Source organism: Cognatilysobacter terrigena (assembly GCF_004361065.1).
Classification (GTDB): domain Bacteria; phylum Pseudomonadota; class Gammaproteobacteria; order Xanthomonadales; family Xanthomonadaceae; genus Cognatilysobacter; species Cognatilysobacter terrigena.
The window spans coordinates 51,887-73,312 of the sequence record NZ_SELT01000001.1; the positions used below are offsets into that span (position 1 = coordinate 51,887).

General features: G+C 68.7%; 16 protein-coding genes. 6 read left to right on the forward strand and 10 right to left on the reverse strand.

Annotation, left to right across the window (positions count from 1 at the left end):
- Nucleotides 1-70: 70 nt before the first annotated feature.
- Nucleotides 71-274 (forward strand): cold-shock protein, encoded by a 204-nt coding sequence (locus EVS83_RS00295; RefSeq protein WP_133498928.1) that lies wholly within the window; start codon nt 71-73, stop codon nt 272-274.
- 244 nt (nt 275-518) lie between these two features.
- Here the strand turns inward: EVS83_RS00295 and EVS83_RS00300 are convergent, their stop codons facing one another.
- Genes EVS83_RS00300 through EVS83_RS00315 form a run of 4 tightly spaced genes read right to left on the reverse strand, consistent with a single transcriptional unit; the run spans nt 519 to nt 4,338 of the window.
- Nucleotides 519-2,291, reverse strand: a complete 1,773-nt coding sequence (locus EVS83_RS00300) for an ABC transporter transmembrane domain-containing protein (protein WP_133498393.1) — start codon at nt 2,289-2,291, stop codon at nt 519-521.
- Complete coding sequence (locus tag EVS83_RS00305) at nt 2,284-2,877, reverse strand: IMPACT family protein (protein WP_133498396.1); 594 nt, start codon at nt 2,875-2,877, stop codon at nt 2,284-2,286. The genes EVS83_RS00300 and EVS83_RS00305 overlap by 8 nt, the downstream gene beginning before the upstream one ends.
- 7 nt (nt 2,878-2,884) lie before the next feature.
- The gene (locus EVS83_RS00310) at nt 2,885-3,787 is read right to left on the reverse strand and encodes a hypothetical protein (protein ID WP_133498398.1); all 903 of its coding nucleotides are present in this window, start codon (nt 3,785-3,787) and stop codon (nt 2,885-2,887) included.
- Nucleotides 3,784-4,338: an RNA polymerase sigma factor gene (locus tag EVS83_RS00315; protein ID WP_133498400.1), complete on the reverse strand. Its 555-nt coding sequence runs from the start codon at nt 4,336-4,338 to the stop codon at nt 3,784-3,786. The genes EVS83_RS00310 and EVS83_RS00315 overlap by 4 nt, the downstream gene beginning before the upstream one ends.
- 230 nt (nt 4,339-4,568) lie before the next feature.
- Between EVS83_RS00315 and EVS83_RS00320 the strand changes: the two genes are divergently transcribed.
- Complete coding sequence (locus EVS83_RS00320; RefSeq protein ID WP_133498402.1) at nt 4,569-7,439, forward strand: bifunctional diguanylate cyclase/phosphodiesterase; 2,871 nt, start codon at nt 4,569-4,571, stop codon at nt 7,437-7,439.
- A gap of 64 nt (nt 7,440-7,503) precedes the next feature.
- On the opposite strand, the gene EVS83_RS00325 is transcribed toward EVS83_RS00320, so the two are convergent.
- Nucleotides 7,504-8,943: an aldehyde dehydrogenase family protein gene (locus EVS83_RS00325; protein ID WP_133498404.1), complete on the reverse strand. Its 1,440-nt coding sequence runs from the start codon at nt 8,941-8,943 to the stop codon at nt 7,504-7,506.
- Nucleotides 8,944-9,009: 66 nt separating this feature from the next.
- Nucleotides 9,010-10,359, reverse strand: coding sequence for an exodeoxyribonuclease VII large subunit (xseA, locus tag EVS83_RS00330; RefSeq protein ID WP_133498406.1), 1,350 nt, complete (start codon nt 10,357-10,359; stop codon nt 9,010-9,012).
- Between the two features lie 129 nt (nt 10,360-10,488).
- Here xseA and ispG point away from each other — a divergent pair, with 129 nt between their 5' ends.
- The 4 genes from ispG (at nt 10,489) to EVS83_RS00350 (ending at nt 17,922) form a co-directional block, all read left to right on the forward strand.
- Nucleotides 10,489-11,763: a flavodoxin-dependent (E)-4-hydroxy-3-methylbut-2-enyl-diphosphate synthase gene (gene ispG, locus EVS83_RS00335; protein ID WP_133498408.1), complete on the forward strand. Its 1,275-nt coding sequence runs from the start codon at nt 10,489-10,491 to the stop codon at nt 11,761-11,763.
- Nucleotides 11,741-12,460, forward strand: a complete 720-nt coding sequence (locus EVS83_RS00340) for a phosphatase PAP2 family protein (protein ID WP_133498410.1) — start codon at nt 11,741-11,743, stop codon at nt 12,458-12,460. Before ispG ends, EVS83_RS00340 begins: the two co-directional genes overlap by 23 nt.
- A 185-nt stretch (nt 12,461-12,645) precedes the next feature.
- Nucleotides 12,646-15,987, forward strand: coding sequence for a S8 family serine peptidase (locus EVS83_RS16120; RefSeq protein ID WP_133498412.1), 3,342 nt, complete (start codon nt 12,646-12,648; stop codon nt 15,985-15,987).
- Between the two features lie 99 nt (nt 15,988-16,086).
- On the forward strand, nt 16,087-17,922 hold the full coding sequence (locus tag EVS83_RS00350) for a YadA-like family protein (protein ID WP_133498414.1): 1,836 nt from the start codon (nt 16,087-16,089) through the stop codon (nt 17,920-17,922).
- A 47-nt stretch (nt 17,923-17,969) separates the two neighbouring features.
- Here EVS83_RS00350 and EVS83_RS00355 read toward each other — a convergent pair whose 3' ends face one another.
- The 4 genes from EVS83_RS00355 to EVS83_RS00370 all read right to left on the reverse strand — a co-directional run bounded on the left by EVS83_RS00355 (nt 17,970) and on the right by EVS83_RS00370 (nt 21,421).
- Complete coding sequence (locus tag EVS83_RS00355; RefSeq protein ID WP_166636753.1) at nt 17,970-18,854, reverse strand: DMT family transporter; 885 nt, start codon at nt 18,852-18,854, stop codon at nt 17,970-17,972.
- A 163-nt stretch (nt 18,855-19,017) separates the two neighbouring features.
- A complete protein-coding gene (gene murB, locus EVS83_RS00360) occupies nt 19,018-20,070 on the reverse strand; it encodes a UDP-N-acetylmuramate dehydrogenase (RefSeq protein WP_246022721.1) in 1,053 nt (350 codons plus the stop codon).
- On the reverse strand, nt 20,067-21,128 hold the full coding sequence (locus tag EVS83_RS00365) for a quinone-dependent dihydroorotate dehydrogenase (RefSeq protein WP_133498420.1): 1,062 nt from the start codon (nt 21,126-21,128) through the stop codon (nt 20,067-20,069). The genes murB and EVS83_RS00365 overlap by 4 nt, the downstream gene beginning before the upstream one ends.
- A complete protein-coding gene (locus EVS83_RS00370; RefSeq protein WP_133498422.1) occupies nt 21,128-21,421 on the reverse strand; it encodes a DUF4190 domain-containing protein in 294 nt (97 codons plus the stop codon). Before EVS83_RS00370 ends, EVS83_RS00365 begins: the two co-directional genes overlap by 1 nt.
- Between the last annotated feature and the right edge of the window lie 5 nt (nt 21,422-21,426).

Here is a 21,426-nt window from a genome sequence, read left to right on the forward strand (position 1 = left end):
TCGGCCGCGCGGCTGCGACCCGGTGGGCATCGCGGCGCGCCCACGCACCCAGCATGAGGTCACCAAGGATATGCAGTACGGCACCGTGAAATGGTTCAACGATGCGAAGGGATTCGGCTTCATTTCGCCTGAAGACGGCACTGCCGATGTGTTCGTGCATTACTCGGCCATCAATTCCAAGGGCTTCCGCAGCCTGCAGGAAGGCCAGCGCGTGTCCTATGAGGTCACCCAGGGACCGAAGGGCATGCAGGCTTCGGGTGTCGTTCCGGCCTGACGGTCCGCTGCGTACCGTTTCCCGAAGGCCCCGCTCCGGCGGGGCCTTTTTATTGGACGTGGGTCGGGCGCTGTAAGGCGTGCGGCCTGCGGCGCACGGGCTCTCAACGATGGACGTGGCACGTGCGCATCCAACGCGCCTTGTCCGATGCATGTCGCACTTCGCGACATCACGTCGCCGCGTCACGTGTCGTGCGGTCGAAATGCGTTCGAGCGGTCGCCGCAATGCGGACGCCGCGTAACGCTCAGTCGTCGATGAACTGCAGGCGCGCCAGTTCTGCGTACAGCCCGCCCTGCGCCATCAGGTCCGCATGCGTTCCCTCGGCGACGATGCGGCCGCCTTCCATGACCACGATGCGGTCGGCCTTGAGCACGGTAGCCAGGCGGTGCGCGACGACCAGCGTGGTGCGGCCGTCCATCAGCTCGTCGAGCGCCGCCTGCACCGCGGCTTCGCTCTGCGCGTCGAGCGCGCTGGTTGCCTCGTCGAGCAGCAGGATCGGCGCATCGCGCAGCACCGCGCGTGCGATCGCGATGCGCTGCTGTTGCCCACCGGACAGGCGTGCGCCGCGTTCGCCCACCGTCGTGTCCAGGCCCTGCGGAAGCGCGTGCACGAAGTCGGCCGCGTGCGCGGCGCGCAGTGCGCGCTCGATCGCCGCATCGTCGGCATCGAGTCGCCCGTAGCGCACGTTCTCGCGCACGCTCGTCGCGAACAGCGTCGGATGTTGCGCGACCAGTGCGATCGCACCGCGCAGGTCGACGGGGTCGACGCTGTCGATCGGTACATCGTCGATCCGGATCGCGCCGGAGCTCACGTCGTGGAAGCGCATCAGCAGCGAGAACACCGTGCTCTTGCCGGCGCCGGACGGGCCGACCAGCGCGACGGTTTCGCCCGGGCGCACCCGGAGGCTGAAGTCGCGCAGCACCGTGCGGCCGGGCTCGGCGGGATACGCGAAGTCGACGTGGTCGAATTCGATGCCACCGGCGACGGGCACGGGCATCGCACGCGGCGTGCCTGGCGCGACCACCTGCGGCGTCTCGTGCAGCAGTTCGGCGATGCGGCCCATGCCGCCCGTCGCGCGCTGCAGCTCGTTCCAGACTTCGGCGAGCGCACCGATCGAGCCGCCGCCGACTGCGGCATAGATGAGGAACTGGACGAGCACGCCGCCCGTCATGCGGCCGGCGACGACATCGTGCGCGCCCAGCCACAGCACCACGGTGATCGCGCCGAACACCAGCGAGATCGCCACTGCGGTGACGATCGATTGCGCACCGATGCGCTTGCGCGCGGTCGCGACGGCCATGCGCAGTGCGTCGCCGAAGCGGGTGCGCTCGTACGACTCCCGCGCATGCGCACGCACCGTCGCGATCGCGCCCAGCGTTTCCGCCGCGACGGTATTCGCATCGGCGACGCGATCCTGGCTCGCGCGCGCGATCTTCCGCATGCGCCGCGCGCCGATGACGATCGGCGCGACGGAGAGCGGGATGCCGACCATCGCGTACGCCGCGAGTCGCGGGCTCGTCGCGAACAACATGACGACGCTGCCGACCACGGTCACCGCGCTGCGCAACGCGATCGACATCGTCGATGCGACCAGCGTGCGCAGCAGTTCGGTATCGGCGCTTAGGCGCGAAACGAGCTCGCCGGAGCGCGTGCGGTCGTGGAAGGCCGCGTCGAGCGCGAGCAGGTGGCCGTAGAGGCGATCGCGCAGATCCGCGACGACACGTTCGCCGAGCAGCGACACGAAATAGAACCGCGCCGCCGTGCCGAGCGCGAGCACCGCGACGACGCCGATCAACGGAAGGAACGCGACATCGATCGCATGTGGCGTGCCGTTCGCGAAGCCGTGGTCGATGACGCGACGGAACGCGACGGGCAACGTCAGTGTCGCCGCGGACGAGATGCCCAGCGCGACGAGCCAGCTGGCAAGCAGCCCGCGATGACGCTGCACGAACGGCCAGAGCGCGCGCAGCCCCTTGAGGCGCGAGGCGGGGGAAGCGCCGTCAGCGGCGTCAGGCATCGGAGGAGGTTTCCAGCAGGCGGACCCGGTCCCGGGTGGCGTCGCGCAGGTGCGCTTTCAAGGCCTCGACGCGATCGGCGCGAAGGCGGAGGGCGAGTTCGACCCCGTCGCCGTCGAAATGTTCATCGGTGCGTGCGACATCCGCTGCGGCGAGCGCAGCGTGCACGGCGCCGGTGTCGGCGAACCCGAAGCGCAAGCGCAGCACTGCGGTTTCGATGCGTTCGATCTTGTCGGCAAGCCGCAGGCACTCGGCCGCGCATCCGCCGTAGGCGCGCACCAGTCCGCCCGCGCCGAGCTTGATGCCGCCGTACCAGCGCGTCACGACCACCGCGACGCCGTCGACGCGTTGCCCGTCGATCGCCGCGAGGATGGGGCGGCCTGCCGTGCCCGACGGTTCGCCGTCGTCGCTGCTGCGGTAGTCCTGTCCGATGCGATACGCCCAGCAGTTGTGCGTCGCCGCCGGGTCGCGCACCTGCGCGAGGAAGGCGAGCGCGGCGTCGGGCGAGGCGACCGGCGCAGCCTGCGCGACGAACCGACTGTGCTTGACCTCGAGCGTGGCGGACGCGGGGCCGGCCAGCGTCAGCATCGATGCGTCACGGCGACCACGGGTCGTCGTCGCGCAGCAGCGGGCGCAGGTCGGCGGGCACCGCCACGCGCGGGTGCGCGATGACGAAACGCGCGAGGCTGGCGCGCGCCCCGGCGACATCACCGGCATCGCGGCGTGCGCGGATGCGGACGAGCCAGTCGCGCGTGGGCAGGCGGGCATCGGCGGAGACGTCCGGCAGGGGCGCGCTGGCCGCGGCGACCGCCTCGCGACGCTGCACGCGGCTGGCGGCGGCATCCGCGACGGGCGCGGCATTACCCGCAGCCGCATCGGCAGCAACCTTGGCGGACTGCGCCGCGAACGCGCGCGGTTCGGGGGCCGCAGCGGGGGCTGGCGGCGGAGGCGGGGGAACGGCCTCATCGACGAAGTCGTGCGACGACGGGTGTGCCGCGGTCGCCACGGGCGCGCGGTGCTCGACGCGGGGCGCACCGCCGCCAACCGCCGGCGTCGCCTTGCGTGCGGCCGCAGGCGGAACCGGCTGGGCCACGACCTCGCTCGGCGCAGGCGCCATCGCGGGTGCCGATCGACGCGGCACCGTCTCGACCTGCACCACGGTGTCGGCCTCGGCGCCCGCACCCTTGCCCTGACCGGCGTGCTCGCTGGGAATCGGAGGCGGCGGCAGCTGGAACATCGGCCGCAATTGCCACGCGAGACCGACCGCCGCGACGAGCACCGCCGCCGCGCCCACGGCGCTCGGCCAGCGGCGCGTGCGACGCATCGTCGAGGTCGAGGTGGATGCCGGCGCCGCAGCCGAACGGGCGGCCGCGAGGATGCGCGCGTCCAGCGCCGACGACGGACCCGCCGACGCATCCAGCCGCGCCAGGCGCGCAGCCAGCTCCCGCTCTTCAGCGGACAGGGCGTCGTGCGACGGTTCGGTGGGTCGGGCGGTCATGTCGAAAGTCTCGCGCGCAGCTTGTCCATCGCGTATCGAAGGCGCGACTTCACGGTCTCGCGGCCGGCACCGGTGATGTCCCCGATCTGTTCGAGGGTGAGCTCCTGCTCGAGGCGCAGCAGGACCACTTCCCGCTGCTCGGGCGGCAACTCGTCCAGCGCCATGCGCAGGCGACGGCGCTGCTCGAAGTCACTTAACGTCCGTTCCGGGGATTCGGGGTCGGCCAGGGCCTCCAGGCGGGCCTCGGCGTCCGCCGGCGCGGCCGGGCGATGCTTGGCGGCGCGCCAGTGATCGCCGAGCCGATTGTGGGCGATGCGGTAGAGCCACGTGCTGAATGCGGCGTCCGGGCGCCACGTCTCGCGCGCCGCGATCACCCGCTGCCAGACGTCCTGGAAGATCTCGTCGGTCGTCGCCGGATCGCGCAGCTGTCGCAGCACGAAGCGGTACAGCGGGCCCTTGTGCCGGGCGTAGAGCTGCTCGAACGCGCGCACGTCACCGGCGCACCAGTCGCGCATCAGCTCGTCGTCGGTGGCAGCGGCCGGCCCGTTCACCGGCGGCAGGGTACGGGCCGGGGCGGTCGCGGTACAGCCCGCCCGGCCGGTTCGCTTGCCCGTCGGGGCTCTTTTATCCGCGGACCGATCACGTATTCTCGTCCGAACCCGCCCAGGCGGCGGGTCCAGAGTCGGACGCAGACCATCGCGCCGGCACGGACGCGGGCTCTCGCCTGCGGAAGCGACAGGGGGAGTCGGCGTTGCGGAAGCCCGAGCCAGTGGACAGTGCGATGCGGCGCGCCCGTCGGCGCGAGCTCGTCGCCGCCCTGGAAGCGGGATTGCCGGTCGAAGCCAATGTCGCGGCCGGTTGGCGCGAACGCGAAGGCGTCACCGTCTGCGCGACGGAAGATGCCGACGACACGCTCACGAACGCCGTCCGCAACGCGCTGCTCGGCGCGACGCCGATCGACGCCCACGACTGCCTGATCGAAACGTGGCCACGACCGGGCGGCCGCCACGGCGCCGTTGCCGCACGCCTGCAGGCCGCGCTCGATCCCGACGTGCGCCTGACCTGGTCGGAGATGGCGCGCGCGTTGCTGGCCACGCATCTCGACGCCGACCGCGTGCAGCGTCGCGCCGACTCGCTGGAGAAGTCCGAACGCCTGCAGCAGGCGTTGTACGAGATCGCCGACCTCGCGGGCTCCGGCCTCGAGCTGTCCGCGATGCTGCGGATGATCCATCACGTCATCGGCGGCCTGATGTACGCCGCCAACTTCTACATAGTGCTGTACGACGATGTGCGCGACACGCTGCGCTTCGTCTACTTCGCCGACGAGCGCGACGACTACGTCGCCGAGCCCGACCGAGACATCCCCACGGCCGAGTTGCCGAACAGCCTGACCGTCGCCCTGTTGCGCCACGGCGAACCGGTGCGCGGTCCGTCCGACGCGGTGCGCGGCCAGCTGAACGTCGTGCGCGATGCGGCGCACGGCCCGGACAGCGAGGACTGGCTCGGCGTGCCGATGCGCCGCGACGACCGCGTCTGCGGCGCGATCGTCGTGCAGAGCTACGACCGCGCCGGCGTCTACGGCGAGGAAGAACGCGCGCTGCTCGCGTTCGTCGCGCAGCACATCCTCACGGCACTGGAACGCCACCTCGCGCGCGAGGAGCTCGAGCATCGCGTGCGCGAACGCACGCATGCGCTCGAACGCCTCAACGCGGAGATGCAGACGGAGATCGAAGAGCGCCAGCGCGCCGAACAGCTGCAGAGCGCGCTGTTCCGCATCGCCGAGCTTTCTATGAGCGCGCCGTCGCTGGACGACTTCTATCGCGAAGTGCACGCGATCGTCGGCGAGCTGCTGTACGCGCGGAATTTCTACATCGCGATGATTTCCGAGGACGGCGAGCGCCTCGAATTCCCGTACTCCATCGACGAACGCGACGGCCGACGCAAGTCGCGTCCGCTCGGCTTCGGCCTGACCGAATACGTGCTCACGCGGCGCAAGCCGCTGCTCGTCGAACGGGCCGATATCGAGAAGCTCACGCAGGACGGCGAACTGATCAGCCGCGGCGCGCTCGCGTGTTGCTGGCTCGGCGTGCCGTTGTGGCGCGACGACCAGGTGGTCGGCGTGATCGCGGTGCAGAGCTATTCGCAGCAGATCACCTTCAGCCGGCGCGACCAGGAACTGCTGATGTTCGTCGCGCACCACATCGGCATCGGCCTGGAGCGCAAGCGCTCGCAGGAGGCGCTGATGCTGGCGCATGCGGAGCTGGAGGAACGCGTCGACGCACGCACCCGCGAACTCGCGCGTGCGAACCGCGAACTCGTGGCGCAGATCGGCGAACGCCTGCGCGCCGAGCAGCGGCTCACTCACCAGGCGCGCCACGATTCACTGACGGGCCTGCCCAATCGCACGCATCTCGTCGACTGCCTGACCGAGTCGATCGAGATGACGCAGACGCACCCGCACAAGCTGTTCGCGGTGCTCTATCTCGACCTCGACCGCTTCAAGCTGGTCAACGACAGCGCGGGCCATTCCGCGGGCGACGAGCTGTTGATGGAAGCTGCGCGTCGAATCGCAGCCTGTGTACGACCCGGCGACGTCGTCGCGCGACTCGGCGGCGACGAATTTGCCGTGCTCGTGCACGAACTCGACGGCGTCGCGAGCGTGGAACGTCTCGCGGGCCGAATTCTCGAAACGCTGGGCCAGCCGTGGTGGGTCGCGGGCCGCGAAGTGTTCCCGTCGGCCAGCGTCGGGATCGCGCTCTGGCATCCGCGCTATCGCAGCGGCAGCGAACTGCTGCGCGATGCGGACGCCGCCATGTATCGGGCCAAGGCCGCGGGTCGCGGCCGGTGGGCGACGTTCGACGAGGCCATGCGCGAGGAGGCGATGCGCATCCTCGACCTCGAAGCCGACCTGCGTCGTGCGATCAACGGCGATGGCTTCGTCGCGTTCTACCAGCCGATCGTGCGACTTGCCGATCGCAGCATCGTCGGCCACGAGGCACTGCTGCGCTGGAGCCATGCGAGCAGCGGCCTGCTGACGCCGGCGTCGTTCGTCAACGTCGGTGAGAACAGCTCGCTGATCGAGGAAGTCGACTGGCTGGTATACGCGCAGGTCGCCGATCGCATCGCGCACACCGAGGGCGGCTACATCTCCGTCAACGTGTCGCCGCGGCATTTCCGCGACAGCGCGTTCGCCGATCGCCTGCTGCGCATGCTCGACAAGGCGAAGGCCGATCCACGCCGCCTGCGCATCGAGATCACCGAGGTTGCGCTGCTCGAAGAAGCGCCGCGCGTGATGAACATGCTCAACCACCTGCGCGGCCACGGCGTCCTGGCGCAGCTGGACGACTTCGGCACGGGCTTCTCCGCGCTGTCGTACCTGCATCGCTTCCCGATCGAATGCCTGAAGATCGACCAGAGCTTCATCGCCGGCTTGGGCAGCGAAACGCGTGTGGAGAGCGAAGCCGTGGTGCGCGCGATCCAGGCGCTCGCCGGCTCGCTCGGCATCCACACCGTGGCGGAAGGCATCGAGAACCTGCACCAGCAGCGACTCGTGCGCGAGCTCGGCTGCACGTTGGGGCAGGGCTATCTCTACGGTCGACCGATGCCGGAGCTGGTCAGCGGCATCGATGCGGTGGCGAGCCTCGTCGGCTGAGCGCGCCTAGCGCTGCATCCGTCGACCTGCCGGGTTCTGTGATCGCTGCTCGCCCGATCGCGCATCAGCCCGCCGGCGGATCCTTGATCACTAGCAGCCGCACGTCGGTCATGTCCTCGATCGCCGCGCGCACGCCTTCGCGTCCGACGCCGGAATCCTTGACGCCGCCGTACGGCATGTTGTCGACGCGCACGCTGGGCACGTCGCCGACCACGACACCGCCGACTTCGAGCCGGTCCCACGCGCGCATCGCGTGATCGAGCCGCGCAGTGAACACACCGCACTGCAGGCCGAAGTGCGAGTCGTTCGCGCGCTCGATTGCGTCGTCGAAGGAATCGACACTCTCGATCAGGGCGACCGGCCCGAACGCTTCCTCGCGGTAAAGCTTGGCGTCGCGCGCCACGTCGGCGAGCAGCCACGGCGCGATCATCGTCCCGTCGCGACGACCTTCAACGAGAACGCGCGCGCCGGACTGGCGCGCGGCGTCGATCCACTCGGTGAGGCGATCCGCCGAAGCGGCGTCGATCACCGGGCCGATGTCGGTGGATTCGTCGTGCGGATCGCCGCACTTCAGCGCACGCACCGCATCGGCAAGCGCGCCTGAAAGCCGATCGGCAATCGCGCGATGCGCGATGATGCGCTGCACGCTGATGCAGCTCTGACCGCTCTGGTAGTACGCACCGAAAACAAGTCGTTTGACGAGGTGTTCGAGCGGAACGCCCGGATCTTCGTCGACGATGCACGCGGCATTGCCGCCCAGCTCCAGCGTCACCTTCTTGTGCCCGGCGCGTGCACGCAGATCCCAGCCGACCAGGCCGCCGGTGAAGCTCAGGAACGCGATGCGTGGATCTTCGACCAGCGGTGCGGAGGTCTTCGTGTCGCAGACCACCACCGACCACGCGCCGCGCGGCAGATCGGTCTCCACAAGGATCTGGCCGATCACCTGTGCGCCGAGCGGCGTGCGTTCCGACGGCTTCAGCACGAACGGGCAACCTGCCGCGATCGCCGGTGCCACCTTGTGCGCGACGAGGTTGAGCGGGAAGTTGAAGGGCGTGATGAAGCTGCACGCGCCGATCGGCACGCGTCGCGTCATCCCACGGAAGCCGTGCGCGCGTGGCGAGACCTGCAATTCCAGCACGTCGCCACCGATGCGCGTGGCTTCGCCGGCGGCGATGCGGAACGTGTCGATCAGTCGATCGACTTCGCCGCGGGAATCGCGGATCGGCTTGCCGGCCTCGGTGCACAGCAAGTCGGCGAGTTCATCGCGGCGCTCGCCGAAGCGGCGCACGCAATGCTCAAGCACGTCGCGACGCGCATCCGGTGGAAACGCCGCCGTCTCGGCCCGCGACGCATGCGCGGCGGCGATCGCCTCCTCGATGTGCGAGGCGTTCGCATGCGCCACCTGCGCGGCGACCTTGCCGCTGTACTTGTCGGTGACGTCGAGCCAGTCGCCGGTCGTAACGGGCTGGCCGGCAACGTAGATCGGAAGCTGCGGAGCGGACATGGCGACGGGCTCGGGGCGGAGAACGCGATGATGCCCGCCTCGCCGTCACGCGACGTCAAACCGCGGTTACCGGCGCGGGATGCGCCGTTCCACGCGCAGGCCGAGCTCGCCGTCGCGGACTCGGGCGGTCACGGCATCGCCGTCCGCCACGTCGTTGATCTGCCGGACGATCGCGCCGTCCGCGCGTCGCAGGATGCTGTAGCCGCGCGCCACGGTCGCCAGCGGGCTGACGGCTTCGAGCGAACGCGCCAACCCGCGCAGACGCAGCGCCTCGTGCGCGACGCGACGCACGATCGCCGCCTGCGGTCGGTTGGCGACCGCCGCAACGCGCTCCCGCAATCGCGCGAGCCGACGCTCGGGATGGCGCGCCCGCAGGATCGCGTCCGCATGCCGCAGCCGCGCACGTTCGCGTTCGAGCTTTCGCTGCCAGGCGGCATCGAGGCGGCGAAACGCATCGGCCTGTCGTCGACAGAGCATCTGCACGTACGCCTGCGGGCGCAGCGCGTTGAGCTTCAACGCCGCGCGGTCGGTGCGCTGCATGGCGTCGCGCAGGATGTGCATCTGCCGACTGTGGAGGCGACGACGCATCGCTTCGAGATGACGTGCGAGGTCGTCACGATTCGGAAGGAGCAGCTCCGCGGCCACCGACGGCGTCGGCGCGCGACGGTCGGACGCGAATTCGGCGAGGCAGAAGTCGGTTTCGTGGCCGACCGCGCAGATGACCGGCACCGGGCTCGCCGCGACGGCGCGTGCGACGATCTCCTCGTTGAACGACCACAGGTCTTCGAGAGAGCCGCCGCCGCGCGTGAGCATCAGCACGTCGTAGCGACCGCTCGCGCCGGCGCGCTGCAGCATGTCGACGATCTGCGGCGCCGAGCCCGTGCCCTGGACCTGCACAGGCAGCACGTCGACCTCGACCAGCGGAAAGCGCCGCCCGAGCACGCTCAGCACGTCGCGGATCGCCGCGCCGCTCGGCGACGTGATGACGCCGATGCGTGCCGGAAACGCGGGCAGGGGACGCTTGCGCTCGGCATCGAACAGGCCTTCCGCGGCGAGGCGCGCCTTGAGTTCGTCGAACGCGCGGCGCAGTGCGCCTTCGCCGGCTTCCTCCATGTGGTCGAGCACGAGCTGGTACTCGCCGCGCGCCTCGTACAGCGTCAACCGGCCACGGCCGAGCACGCGAAGGCCCTCGCGCGGCTGGAAGCGCAGCCAGCTGCTCTTGGGCTTGAACATGGCGCAGCGGATCTGCGCGCGCGCGTCCTTGATCGTGAAATACAGATGCCCGGACGCCGGCTTCGACACGCTGCCCAGCTCGCCCTCGATCCAGACCGACCCGAACGTCGTCTCCAGCATGTCGCGCGCCAGCGTGTTGAGCTGGCTGGGCGTGAAGACGTCGCGCGGGGACTCGGTCGACATGGGCGGCGGGGCGGGGCGGGCGCGTACGGTAGCGCAGTCGGTGCGAGGGTGGCGGCAGCGGGCCTCACGCCCTGCGACGACGCCGTCGATTCAGGGGCCGGGCGCCGGCGCTGGCCTACAATTCGCCTCATGAATGCCGCTCTCCAGCCGCCGTCGCCCGCCGACGAGGACCGCTTCGGACCCTTGCCCCGCCGCATGACCCGCGAGGTGGTGATCGGAGGCGTGCATGTCGGCGGCGGTGCGCCGGTCGTCGTGCAGTCGATGACGAATACCGACACGGCGGACGTCGCGTCGACCACCAAGCAGGTGGCCGAGCTGTGGCGCGCCGGCTCGGAGCTCGTACGCGTCACGGTCAACACGCCGGAAGCGGCCGCCGCGGTGCCGCGCATCCGCGAACGCCTCGACATGATGGGCGTCGGCGTTCCGCTGATCGGCGACTTCCACTACAACGGGCACCAGCTGCTCGCCGGCGAGCCGGCCTGCGCCGAGGCGCTGGCGAAGTACCGGATCAACCCGGGCAACGTCGGCTTCGGCAAGAAGAAGGACACGCAGTTCGCGCAGCTCATCGAGTTCGCGATCCGCTACGGCAAGCCGGTGCGCATCGGTGCGAACTGGGGCTCGCTGGACCAGTCCCTCGCGGCGACGCTGATGGACGAGAACGCGCAGCGTGCGAATCCGTGGGACGCCGGCCACGTACTGCGCGAGGCGCTAATCCGCAGCGCACTCGATTCGGCGGTACGCGCCGAAGAACTCGGCCTGCCGCGCGAGCGCATCGTGCTCAGCGCGAAGGTCAGCGGCGTGCAGGAACTCATCGCCGTGTATCGCGAACTCGCGACGCGTGGCGACTACGCGCTGCACCTCGGCCTCACCGAAGCCGGCATCGGCAGCAAGGGCATCGTCGCCTCGAGCGCGGCGCTCGGCGTGCTGCTGCAGGAAGGCATCGGCGACACCATCCGCATCTCGCTGACGCCCGAGCCCGGCCAGTCGCGCACGAACGAAGTGATCGTCGCGCAGGAGCTTCTGCAGACGATGGGTTTACGCGCGTTTACGCCGATGGTCACTGCGTGTCCCGGCTGCGGGCGCACGACGAGTACGTTCTTCCAAGAACTCGCGCAGAAGGTGCAGGCGCACGTGCGCGACAAGATGCCCGAGTGGAAGATCACGCATCCGGGCGCGGAGAACCTGACCCTTGCGGTGATGGGCTGCGTCGTCAATGGGCCGGGCGAATCGCGCCACGCCAACATCGGCATTTCGCTGCCGGGTACGGGCGAGGCGCCTTCCGCTCCGGTGTTCGAGGACGGCGAAAAGACCGTCACGCTTCGCGGAGATCGCATCGCCGACGATTTCGTCGAGTTGATCGATCGATACGTGGAGCGTCGTTATGGAGCCAACAGCACGGCCTGACGCGGGCACGCCGGCGGCCGTCGTCGCCGAGCAGGCGCAGGTCGGCAAGAGCGTCGTCCATCGCTACGGCGTGGCGCTCGCGCTGGTGTTCGTGTGCGTGGCGCTACCGCTGTGGGGCTTCGGCGAGCTGGCCGAGGACGTCGCCGCGGGCCAACCGTTCTTCTTCGACGCGCCGCTCCTCGAGAGCCTGCACGCGCACGCCAGCCCACTGCTCAACTCGGTATTCCTCGCGTTCTCCGCTGTGGGCTATTCCGGCGGCGTGATCCCGGTCGACATCGTGCTCGTGCTAGCGCTCGCCCTGCGCCGCCATTCGCGCAGCGCGACGTTCGCCGCGATCGCGCTCGGCGGGTCCGCGCTGCTCAACCTCGCAGCGAAGCATGTGTTCGCCCGTGCACGGCCTGCGGTGTGGATCTCGATCGCACCCGAGTCGACGTACAGCTTTCCCAGCGGTCACGCGATGGGATCGGCGACGCTCGCCTGCGTCGTCGCATGCCTCGCGTGGAATACGCGTTGGCGCTGGCCGGCGGTGATCGCAGGTGCGATGTTCGCGTTGGGCGTCGGCCTGTCGCGCGTCTATCTCGGCGTGCATTACCCGTCCGACGTGCTCGCGGGCTGGGCGGCGGCGCTCGCATGGACCTTGGGCGTGCGGCTGATCGCGTTCCGGCGCGGGTTGATGACGGGAAGCGCGCAGATCTGACTGAACGCCGCGCTGTTCAGGCCCGCCGCGCCTTGCTGTGTCTCGGTTGTTGCGACGCAGCAAGCAATTCCTTGGATGACGTCATATTTTCGGCGTGACCGGATCGCCACGCGAAATGCGTTGCCCGTTCGGTCTGGTCGGGGGACCGACGCCGCGAGGCGTACTCATCTTTCAGGGGAAAACCAATGTCTTTGAAGCAAAGGCGCATTGCCGTCTGGGTGGCGGCTGCGCTCGGCACAGCCGCGGCGGGTGCCACCGTCATGCACATGGCCGGCATCCAGCCGTCCCGGATCGTTTCCAGCGCGCAGCGTGCGATCGCGGTGTCGCAGCCCGTTACGCAAGCCGCAGGGTCGGTGAACGACTCGATGGAAACGCGGCGCGATCCCTACATCATCGTCTTCGGAGAGGCGCCGCTTGCGACCTATCGCGGCCAGACGCAGGGCTACGCCGCGCCGTCGACGCTCACGACCGGCCCCGCGCGTGGCCGTCTCGACGTCCACAGTGCCGCAGCAACGCGCTACGTGCGCTATCTGCAGGGTGTGCAGGGCGGGCATGAAGCCGACATCGCGCGCGCGATCGGTCGCCCCCTGCGCGTGCGCGACCGCATGCAGCACGCGCTGAACGCGATCATCGTCGAGCTCACGCCTGCGGAAGCCGAGAAGGTCAAGGCGCAGCGAGTTGCGCAGATCGTCGAGAAATACCAAGAGATGCAGATCGACACCGACGTCGGTCCGCGGTTGATCGGCGCCGAGACGCTGTGGCTGGGACAGGCGCCGGGCTTCCCGACGCAGTACCAGGGCGAAGGCACGGTGATCGCCGACATCGATACGGGCATCAACTTCGGCAGTCCGTCGTTCGCAGCGGTCGGCCCCGTCGACGGCTACCAGCACATCAATCCGCTCGGCGCAGGCCACTACCTCGGCACGTGCGCGCCCGGTGGTGTCGATGCAGGTCGATGCAACGACAAGCTGATCGGCGGCTACGACTTCGTCTGCGATGAGATGGCCAACGCCACGCAGACGTTCTGCCAGGCAACGGCCAGCTACCGCGAGGAACCGGGCTTCGGCGACACCAATAGCCATGGCAGCCACACCGCGTCGACTGCGGTCGGCAATCGCCGCGACGTCAATTACAAGGGCGCGACGCTGCGCATCTCCGGCGTGGCGCCGCATGCGAACATCATCGCGTACGACGTCTGCTACACGAACCTCTCGACCGGTGGTGGCTCCTGCCCGAACACCTCGTCGGTGAAGGCGGTGAACCAGGCGGTCGCGGATGGCGTCGTGAACGTCATCAACTTCTCGATCGGCGGCGGCATCGATCCGTGGACGGACGCGGTGTCGCAAGCGTTCCTCAATGCGAGCGACGCCGGCATCTACGTCGCGACGTCGGCCGGCAACAGTGGTCCCGGGCCGAACACGATGGGTCACCACGAGCCTTGGACGGCGTCGACTGCTGCCGCGCAGCACGGTCGCGGGGATTTCGCCTACCAGCTTTCGGCAACGAGCCCGACGCCGGTTCCCGCCAGCATGCAGGGCATCAACCTCACGGAAGGGTCGGGTGGCGTCTCAATGACGCAAACCTTCCCCGCGACGACGCCGTTGAAGATCAGCGCCGGCATCGACACCACGAGCGACGCGTGCAGCGCGCTGCCGGCGGGTTCGCTCAACGGTGCGATCGCCGTCGTCCGCCGCGGCACGTGCAGCTTCTCGATCAAGGTGAACAACGCCGCGGCCGCGGGCGCAGTTGCCGTCATCATCGCCAACAACCAGGCGGGCACGCTCGCGCCGTCTGTACCGGGCACCACCGTTCCGGCGTTCTCGGTAACGCAGGTGGTCGGCGACTCGATTCGTAATTTCGGCGTTGCCAATCCATCCGCGACGGCCACCATCCCGGTCGCGCCGGTTGCCTTGTCGAACACGCCGGATCAGCTTGCGGACTTCAGCTCGCGCGGCCCGGCCGGAACGTATGACCTCCTCAAGCCGGACCTCACGGCCCCGGGCGTCAACATCCTCGCGACCATCGCGGGTACGACGGTGACTGGATCCGAGAATGCGGTCGGCCTGCTGAGTGGCACGTCGATGGCGTCCCCGCACAACGCGGGCGCCGCGTTGCTGATCCACCAGGCGCAGCCGACTTGGAAACCCGCCGAGATCAGGTCGGCGTTGGCGATGACGGCCAAGCAGACCGTGCTCATGGAAGATGGCGTGACGCAGGCGAATCCATTCGCACGCGGTGCGGGCCGCATCCAGGTCGATCAGGCCATCCGCGCTGGCCTCGTGCTCAATGAGACCAAGGCCAACTACGTCGCGGCCAATCCGGCGACCGGTGGCAATCCGATGGCACTCAATCAGCCGAGCCTGATCAACGGTTCGTGCTTTGAGCGTTGCGTGTTCACCCGTACGTTCCGTAACACGCTCTCGTTCCGTCAGGCGTGGTCGGTGAAGGTCGAAGGCCTCAGCGCCACCGTGTCGCCGGCGTTGTTCACCGTCAATCCGGGTGAGAGCAAGGCGGTCACGTTCACCATCAACTCCTACCAGTTGCCGGCGAACTCGCAGTTCAACTTCGGTACGGTCGTTCTGACGCCACAGTCGGCGGGCAACCCGAACCAGCCGGTGCTGCGCATGCCGGTCGCCATCGCGGTAAAGCCGGCGATCGCTTCAGCACCGGCGTCGGTCAATGCGACTGTAGCGGCGGGTGCGACCGGAACGGCGACATTCTCCTTGGGTAACCTGGGCGGCTCTCGCATGACGTTCGCGGTCGACAACACCGGCACGGGCGTTGCGAACATCGTCAAGGCGTTGTCCACTGGCGTCACCAGCGGGTTCCGCAGCACACGCTTCACGGATCCGGCGACGGCGGGCAACAACGGTCAGTACTCGGCGGACGACTTCACGCTCGACTCGACCACGCGGATTACGTCGCTCACGGCGGACGGCTTCGTCGTCAGCGGTTCGGCGCTCACCAGCGTCGCGTCGCAGATCACGTGGACGATCTACTCCGATGCGTCGAACCTGCCGGCAGGCTATCCGAACACGAATCCGACCGGCGCCGTGTGGACGTATTCATCGTCGCCGTTGGGCGCCGGTGTCACGACCGCGAACGGAACGATCGGGTTGAACCTGTCGGCTGCAGGGCAGACCGTCAACCTGCCGCCGGGCAAGTACTGGTTCGTGGTCAACACCCAGTCGACCTTCGCCAACCGTTGGGCCTGGTACGGCTCGAACACCGGCAGCGGCTCGTTCGCGAGCATCACCGTTTCCGGCACGCCCGCATGGGCCGCGAACAGCGCGTTCGCGGGTCTGTCGTGGCAGGCCGATGGCGCTGTTGCCTGTGGTGCTCCGTGGATCGGTGCGGCAACGCCGCCGAACGGCACGCTGTCGCAAGGCACGTCGACCAACGTGCAGCTGCAGCTCAACGCTGCCGGCATGTCCGCAGGCAACTACATCGGCTACGCGTGCGTGAGCACGAGCGATCCGGCGCGACCGAAGTTGGCTGTGCGCGTTGCGCTGACCATCACGCCGTAAGCGGCAACCGGGGCGACCACGTCGTGGTCGCCCCGGCGTCTATTCAACTGCATCGACGGGCGGACTTGGGTCCGCCCCGCATCAATTCGGGGAATTTTCGTGAACACCATCCATCGCAATACCCTCGCCGCTGCGCTCCTTCTGTCGCTCGCGGCCATCTCTCCGGTCTACGCCGGCAACGCCTGCCTCTTCAGTGATGGCTTGGGCGGGACGACCACGGACGGCGGGACGGCGACCGGCGGCGACGCCACGGCTTGTGGTCGCAACGCTACAGCGTCCGGCAATGTCAGCGTCGCCGTGGGCGCGAACGCGCGCGCCACCACCGACGGCGCCACCGCCGTGGGTGAAAGCGCATCGGCCACCGGAGCACAAAGCACGGTCGTCGGGCAAGGTGCCACCGCGTCTAACGATTACACCGCTGCGTTCGGCAGCTCGGCGCTGGCATCCGGTCTATTTTCGTCATCGTTCGGCACGTCCAGCGAGGCGAGCGGCGATTCCTCCGCCGCGTTCGGAGCGTCGTCATACGCAGCCGGCGCAAACGCGAGTGCCTTCGGAACGTTCAGCGCGGCGACCGCGAACGAGGCGACCGCGATTGGTTTCAGCGCACAGGCTTTTGGCATCGGCTCACTCGCGACGGGCTCGCGGAGCGTCGCCAGTGCCGACGCAAGCACCGCCGTGGGCGGTTGGACGGACCTCAATGGCAACGGCATCACCGATACAAATGAGGCGACCACGGCGAGCGGCGTCGGCGCTTCCGCGTTCGGCAACGCCGCGCAGGCATCCGGCCTCAACGGTTTGGCGGTTGGATTCCAGAGCAATGCTGCGGCAAACAATGCCATTGCACTTGGTTTCCAGAGTGCCGCGTTGGCCAACGGCAGCGTTGCGCTCGGCGCGAATTCGCTCGCGAACCGTGCAAATACGGTCTCGATCGGCTCGACGGGCAACGAGCGGCAGCTCGTCAACGTCGCCAACGGCACGCAGGCAACCGACGCGGTGAACTTGCAGCAGCTGCAGGTCGTGGACACCAAAGCGGACACCGCGCTGACGAATGCGGCGACCGCTCAGACAACGGCTAACACGGCGTTGACCAACGCGGCAACTGCCCAGAGCACGGCCAACACGGCTTTGACTAACGCAGCGACTGCACAGACGACCGCAGACACGGCGCTTACCAACGCCGCCACGGCGCAAGCAACGGCGAACACGGCGCTTACCAACGCCGCGACGGCGCAAACGACGGCTGACAATGCCCTCAGCGCAGCGGGTGCGGCGCAGACGACCGCCAACTCGGCGCTGACTGCGGCCAACAATGCGCAGACGACCGCCGACACCGCGCTGACGACTGCCAATACCGCGCAAACTGCCGCGACCACGGCCCAGACGACCGCCAATAACGCATTGACCACGGCGAACACGGCGCAGACCACAGCAAACACCGCACTTTCTACCGCATCCAACGCTGTGGCTGCGGCCAACGCACATGCGGACAGCGGCGACGCCGCGACCTTGCAGTCGGCGAAGACGTACTCCGACACCAAGGCGACGGCGACGCTGGGTTCGGCCAACACGTACACCGATCAGAAGAGCACGCAGACTCTCGCGTCGGCGAACGCCTACACCGATGCGAAGCTCAACGGTCTCGTGCTCGACTTCGGCGGCCTGCGGACCGAGATGAATGACCGTTTCGAACAGCAGGATCGCCGCATCGACCGCAACGGCGCGATGTCCGCAGCGATGATGCAGATGGCTGCCAACGCCGCCTACGCAAAACCGGACCGCGGTCGTCTGTCGATGGGCGTCGGTACCCAGCACGGCGAAAGCGCGGTCTCCATCGGCTATGGACGTCGTTTCGGCAACAACATCTCCATGAGCATCGGCGCCGCGTTCTCGAGCGACGACAGCTCCGCAGGTGTAGGTTTCGGCGTCGATCTCTGAGTTCGACCGTCTGCAGTAGCGAGCGGCCCGGGCAACCGGGCCGTTTGTTATTCCGCCGGTTGCGCGGCCTCGATCGGCGCCGTCGTGGCCGCGCGCCTCGCCAGCTGCGCTTCGCGATGCGCGATGTAAGCGTTCGCCGCGAAGATGATCAGCGCGCCGGCGATGGTGTAGGCGTCGATCTTCTCGCCGAACAGGAAGTACGCCGCGACGCTCACCACCGGTAGCTGCATGAAGCTGATCGGCGTCAGCGCGGAGACGTCGCCGATCCGCAGGGCCCTCGCCCAAAGCAACTGGCCGCCGGTGCCGAACAGGCCGGTCAGCACGAGCCAGATCCACGTCGTCGGATCCGGCCACACCCAGACGAACAGTGCGGGCACCAGCGACAGCGGCACCCAGAACACGTACGTGTAGAACACAATCGTGTCCGGCGAATCCACGCGCGAAAGCTGCTTGATCTGGATCGCGACGACCGCACTGAGCACCGCCGCCGCGAGCGCGACGAGCGATCCATGCGTGAAACCGCTGGTGCCCGGCCGCACGATCACGAGCACGCCGATGAAGCCGAGCAGCACTGCCGTCCAGCGACGCCGGCGCACGATCTCGCCGAGCCAGATCACCGCCGCGATCGTCACGAACAGCGGCGTCGAGTAGGACAGCGAGATCGCCTGCGACAGCGGCAGATGCCCGATGGCCCAGAACGAACAGAGCATCGAGCCGATGCCGATCGCGCTGCGGACCAGGTATTTCGGCAACTGCTGCGTCCGCATCGACGCGCCGCTGCGTAGCAGCAGCGGCATCAGGAAGATCAGGCCGAAGGCGTTGCGCCAGAACGCGATCTCGAACGACGGCAGCGTGTGCGACGCATAGCGGATGGTGATGGCCATCAGGCCGAAGAACAGCGTGCTCACGAGCATGAGCAACGCGGCGCGCATCACCGTCGCGTGGGGAGCGGGGGAGGTCATCGCGGACAAGGATCGCCGATCGACGCGCTGTGATCGTGACGGTGCGTCACGCTGCGGACGATAGGGCTGCGTTGATGGGTGCGACGTGCGCAGCCCGCGGCGCACTGGCGACGCGGCGGGATGCGTGCGGGCATCACTGCGCCCAGGTCGCACCGATCAGGCGGGGCTCGGGTTCGAGCGCGACACCGAAGCGATTGAGCACCGTCGCCGCGACATGCCGCGCGACGCGCAGCAGGTCCGCGCCGCTTGCGCCGCCATGATTCACCAGCACCAGGGCGTGGCCCGGCGAAACGCCCGCATCGCCGTCGCGATAGCCGCGCAGGCTCGCGTTGTCGATTAGCCACGCCGCCGACAGCTTGCGCAGCCCGTCACCGGCCGCGAAGACCGGCAGGCGCGGGTTCGCCGCGAGCAGCGTGTCCGCGACGTCGGCGGGGACGATCGGATTCTTGAAGAAGCTGCCCGCGTTGCCGATCACCGCCGGGTCCGGCAGCTTGCGGCGGCGGATGGCGATGACAGCGTCGGCGACGTCGCGAACCGTTGGCGATTCGATTCCGCGCGCGGCGAGTTCATCCGCGATACCCGCGTAACCGAGATTGGGTGCGCCGCCACGGCGCAGACGGAATTCGACGGCGGTGACGATGTAGCGCGAGGGCGCGTGCTTGAACACGCTGTCGCGGTAGGCGAAGGCGCAGTCGGTGTTGGACATCCGCACGTGCCGGCCGGTGGCGGGCTCAAACGCGTGCACCGCGTCGATCAGCTCGCGCACCTCGACGCCGTACGCGCCGATGTTCTGGATCGGCGCGGCGCCCACGGTACCCGGGATCAGCGCGAGGTTCTCCAGGCCCGACAGCCCCTCCTCGATCGCGCGCATCACCAAGGTATGCCATTCGACGCCGGCGTCGACGCGCAGTTGCACGGTGTCGCCGTCGTCGGCGAGGACGTCGATCGCGGTGCCGGTCAGACGCAACACGGGGTCGCCCGGCGCGCCGACGAACAGCACGTTGCTGCCGCCGCCGAGAACAAGCGGAGTGCTGCCTGCGACGGGTTCGATGGCGAAGACGTCGGCCAGACGCGATGCGTCATCGACCTCCACCAGCCACGCGGCGCGTACATCGACGCCGAAGGTATTGAGGCCGCGCAGGTCGGCGTCGCGCGTGATGCGTACGCCGGGAATCGGATCGGTCATGTCGGGAAGATGTGCCCGCGGCTGGGCGCTTCCTTGCGTCGGCGGATGGCCGCGACGCATTCGCGCACGAGGATCGGGCCGCGATAGATGAAGCCGGTGTAGCACTGCACGAGGCTCGCGCCCGCCGCCATCTTGGCCACCGCGTCCGCGCCCGAAAGAATGCCGCCGACGCCCACCAGCGGAATCGATTCCGGCAGGCGCGTGCGCAGGCGACGGAGCACGTAGGTGGATTGCTGCATCACCGGTGCGCCGGACAGACCGCCCGGCTCGTCCGCGTAACGCGAGTCCTCGACGCCTTCGCGCGAGATCGTGGTGTTCGTGGCGACCACGCCGTCGACCTGCAGGTCGGCGAGCACGCGCGCGGCGGCTTCGATGTCGTCGTCCGACAGGTCCGGCGCCACCTTCACCAGCATCGGCACGCGCTTACCGTGCTTTGCGCCGAGCTGTTCCTGCGCGTCGCGCAGCGTGCCGATCAGGCGTCGCAACGCCTGTTCTTCCTGCAACTCGCGCAGGCCGGCGGTGTTAGGCGACGAGATGTTGACGGTGATGTAGTCGGCGAGCGGGTACACGCGCTCGAGGCAGTGCAGGTAGTCGTCCTGCGCCGACTCGTTGGGCGTGTCCTTGTTCTTGCCGATGTTGATGCCGAGGATGCCGCGACGATTGCGCACGGCTTCGACATTGCGCACCAGCGCATCGACACCGAGGTTGTTGAAGCCGAGTCGATTGATGATCGCGCGATGCTGCGGCAACCGGAACATGCGCGGCTTCGGATTGCCCGCCTGCGGACGCGGCGTCACCGTGCCGACTTCGACGAACCCGAAGCCAAGACCGAACAGCGCGTCGATGTGCTCGCCGTTCTTGTCGAGGCCCGCGGCCAGGCCGACCGGAGTGGGAAAGTCGAGCCCGAACACATTGATCGGGTGCGGCGACTGCGCAGGGTGACGCGCGACCAGGCCGAGCAGGCCCGCCTGTTCGAGCGTGTCGAGACCGCGCAGGCCGATGCCGTGCGCGGTCTCCGCGTCGAAGCGGAACAGCAGCGAGCGGAGCAGGCCGTACATCAGTGCGCGGCGTGCATCAGCACGGCCAGCAGGCCGCCGAAGAACAGCATCACGACGACGAGCGCGATCAACATCACCGCGAGGTGCGCGTAGCCGAGCAGCAGGCCGGCGAACGCCATGCCGTCGCCCCCGAGCGCGCCGTGCGACGCGCGGATCTCGCGTCGCGCCATGTGCCCGCAGATCACCGCGCCGATCGCGCCGATCACCGGCAGCATCACCCAGGAGAGGATGCCGAGCACGAGGCTCCCGACCGCGAGCGAACTGGAGGGCAGGTTGATCGGCTGGGAGCTCATGCCAT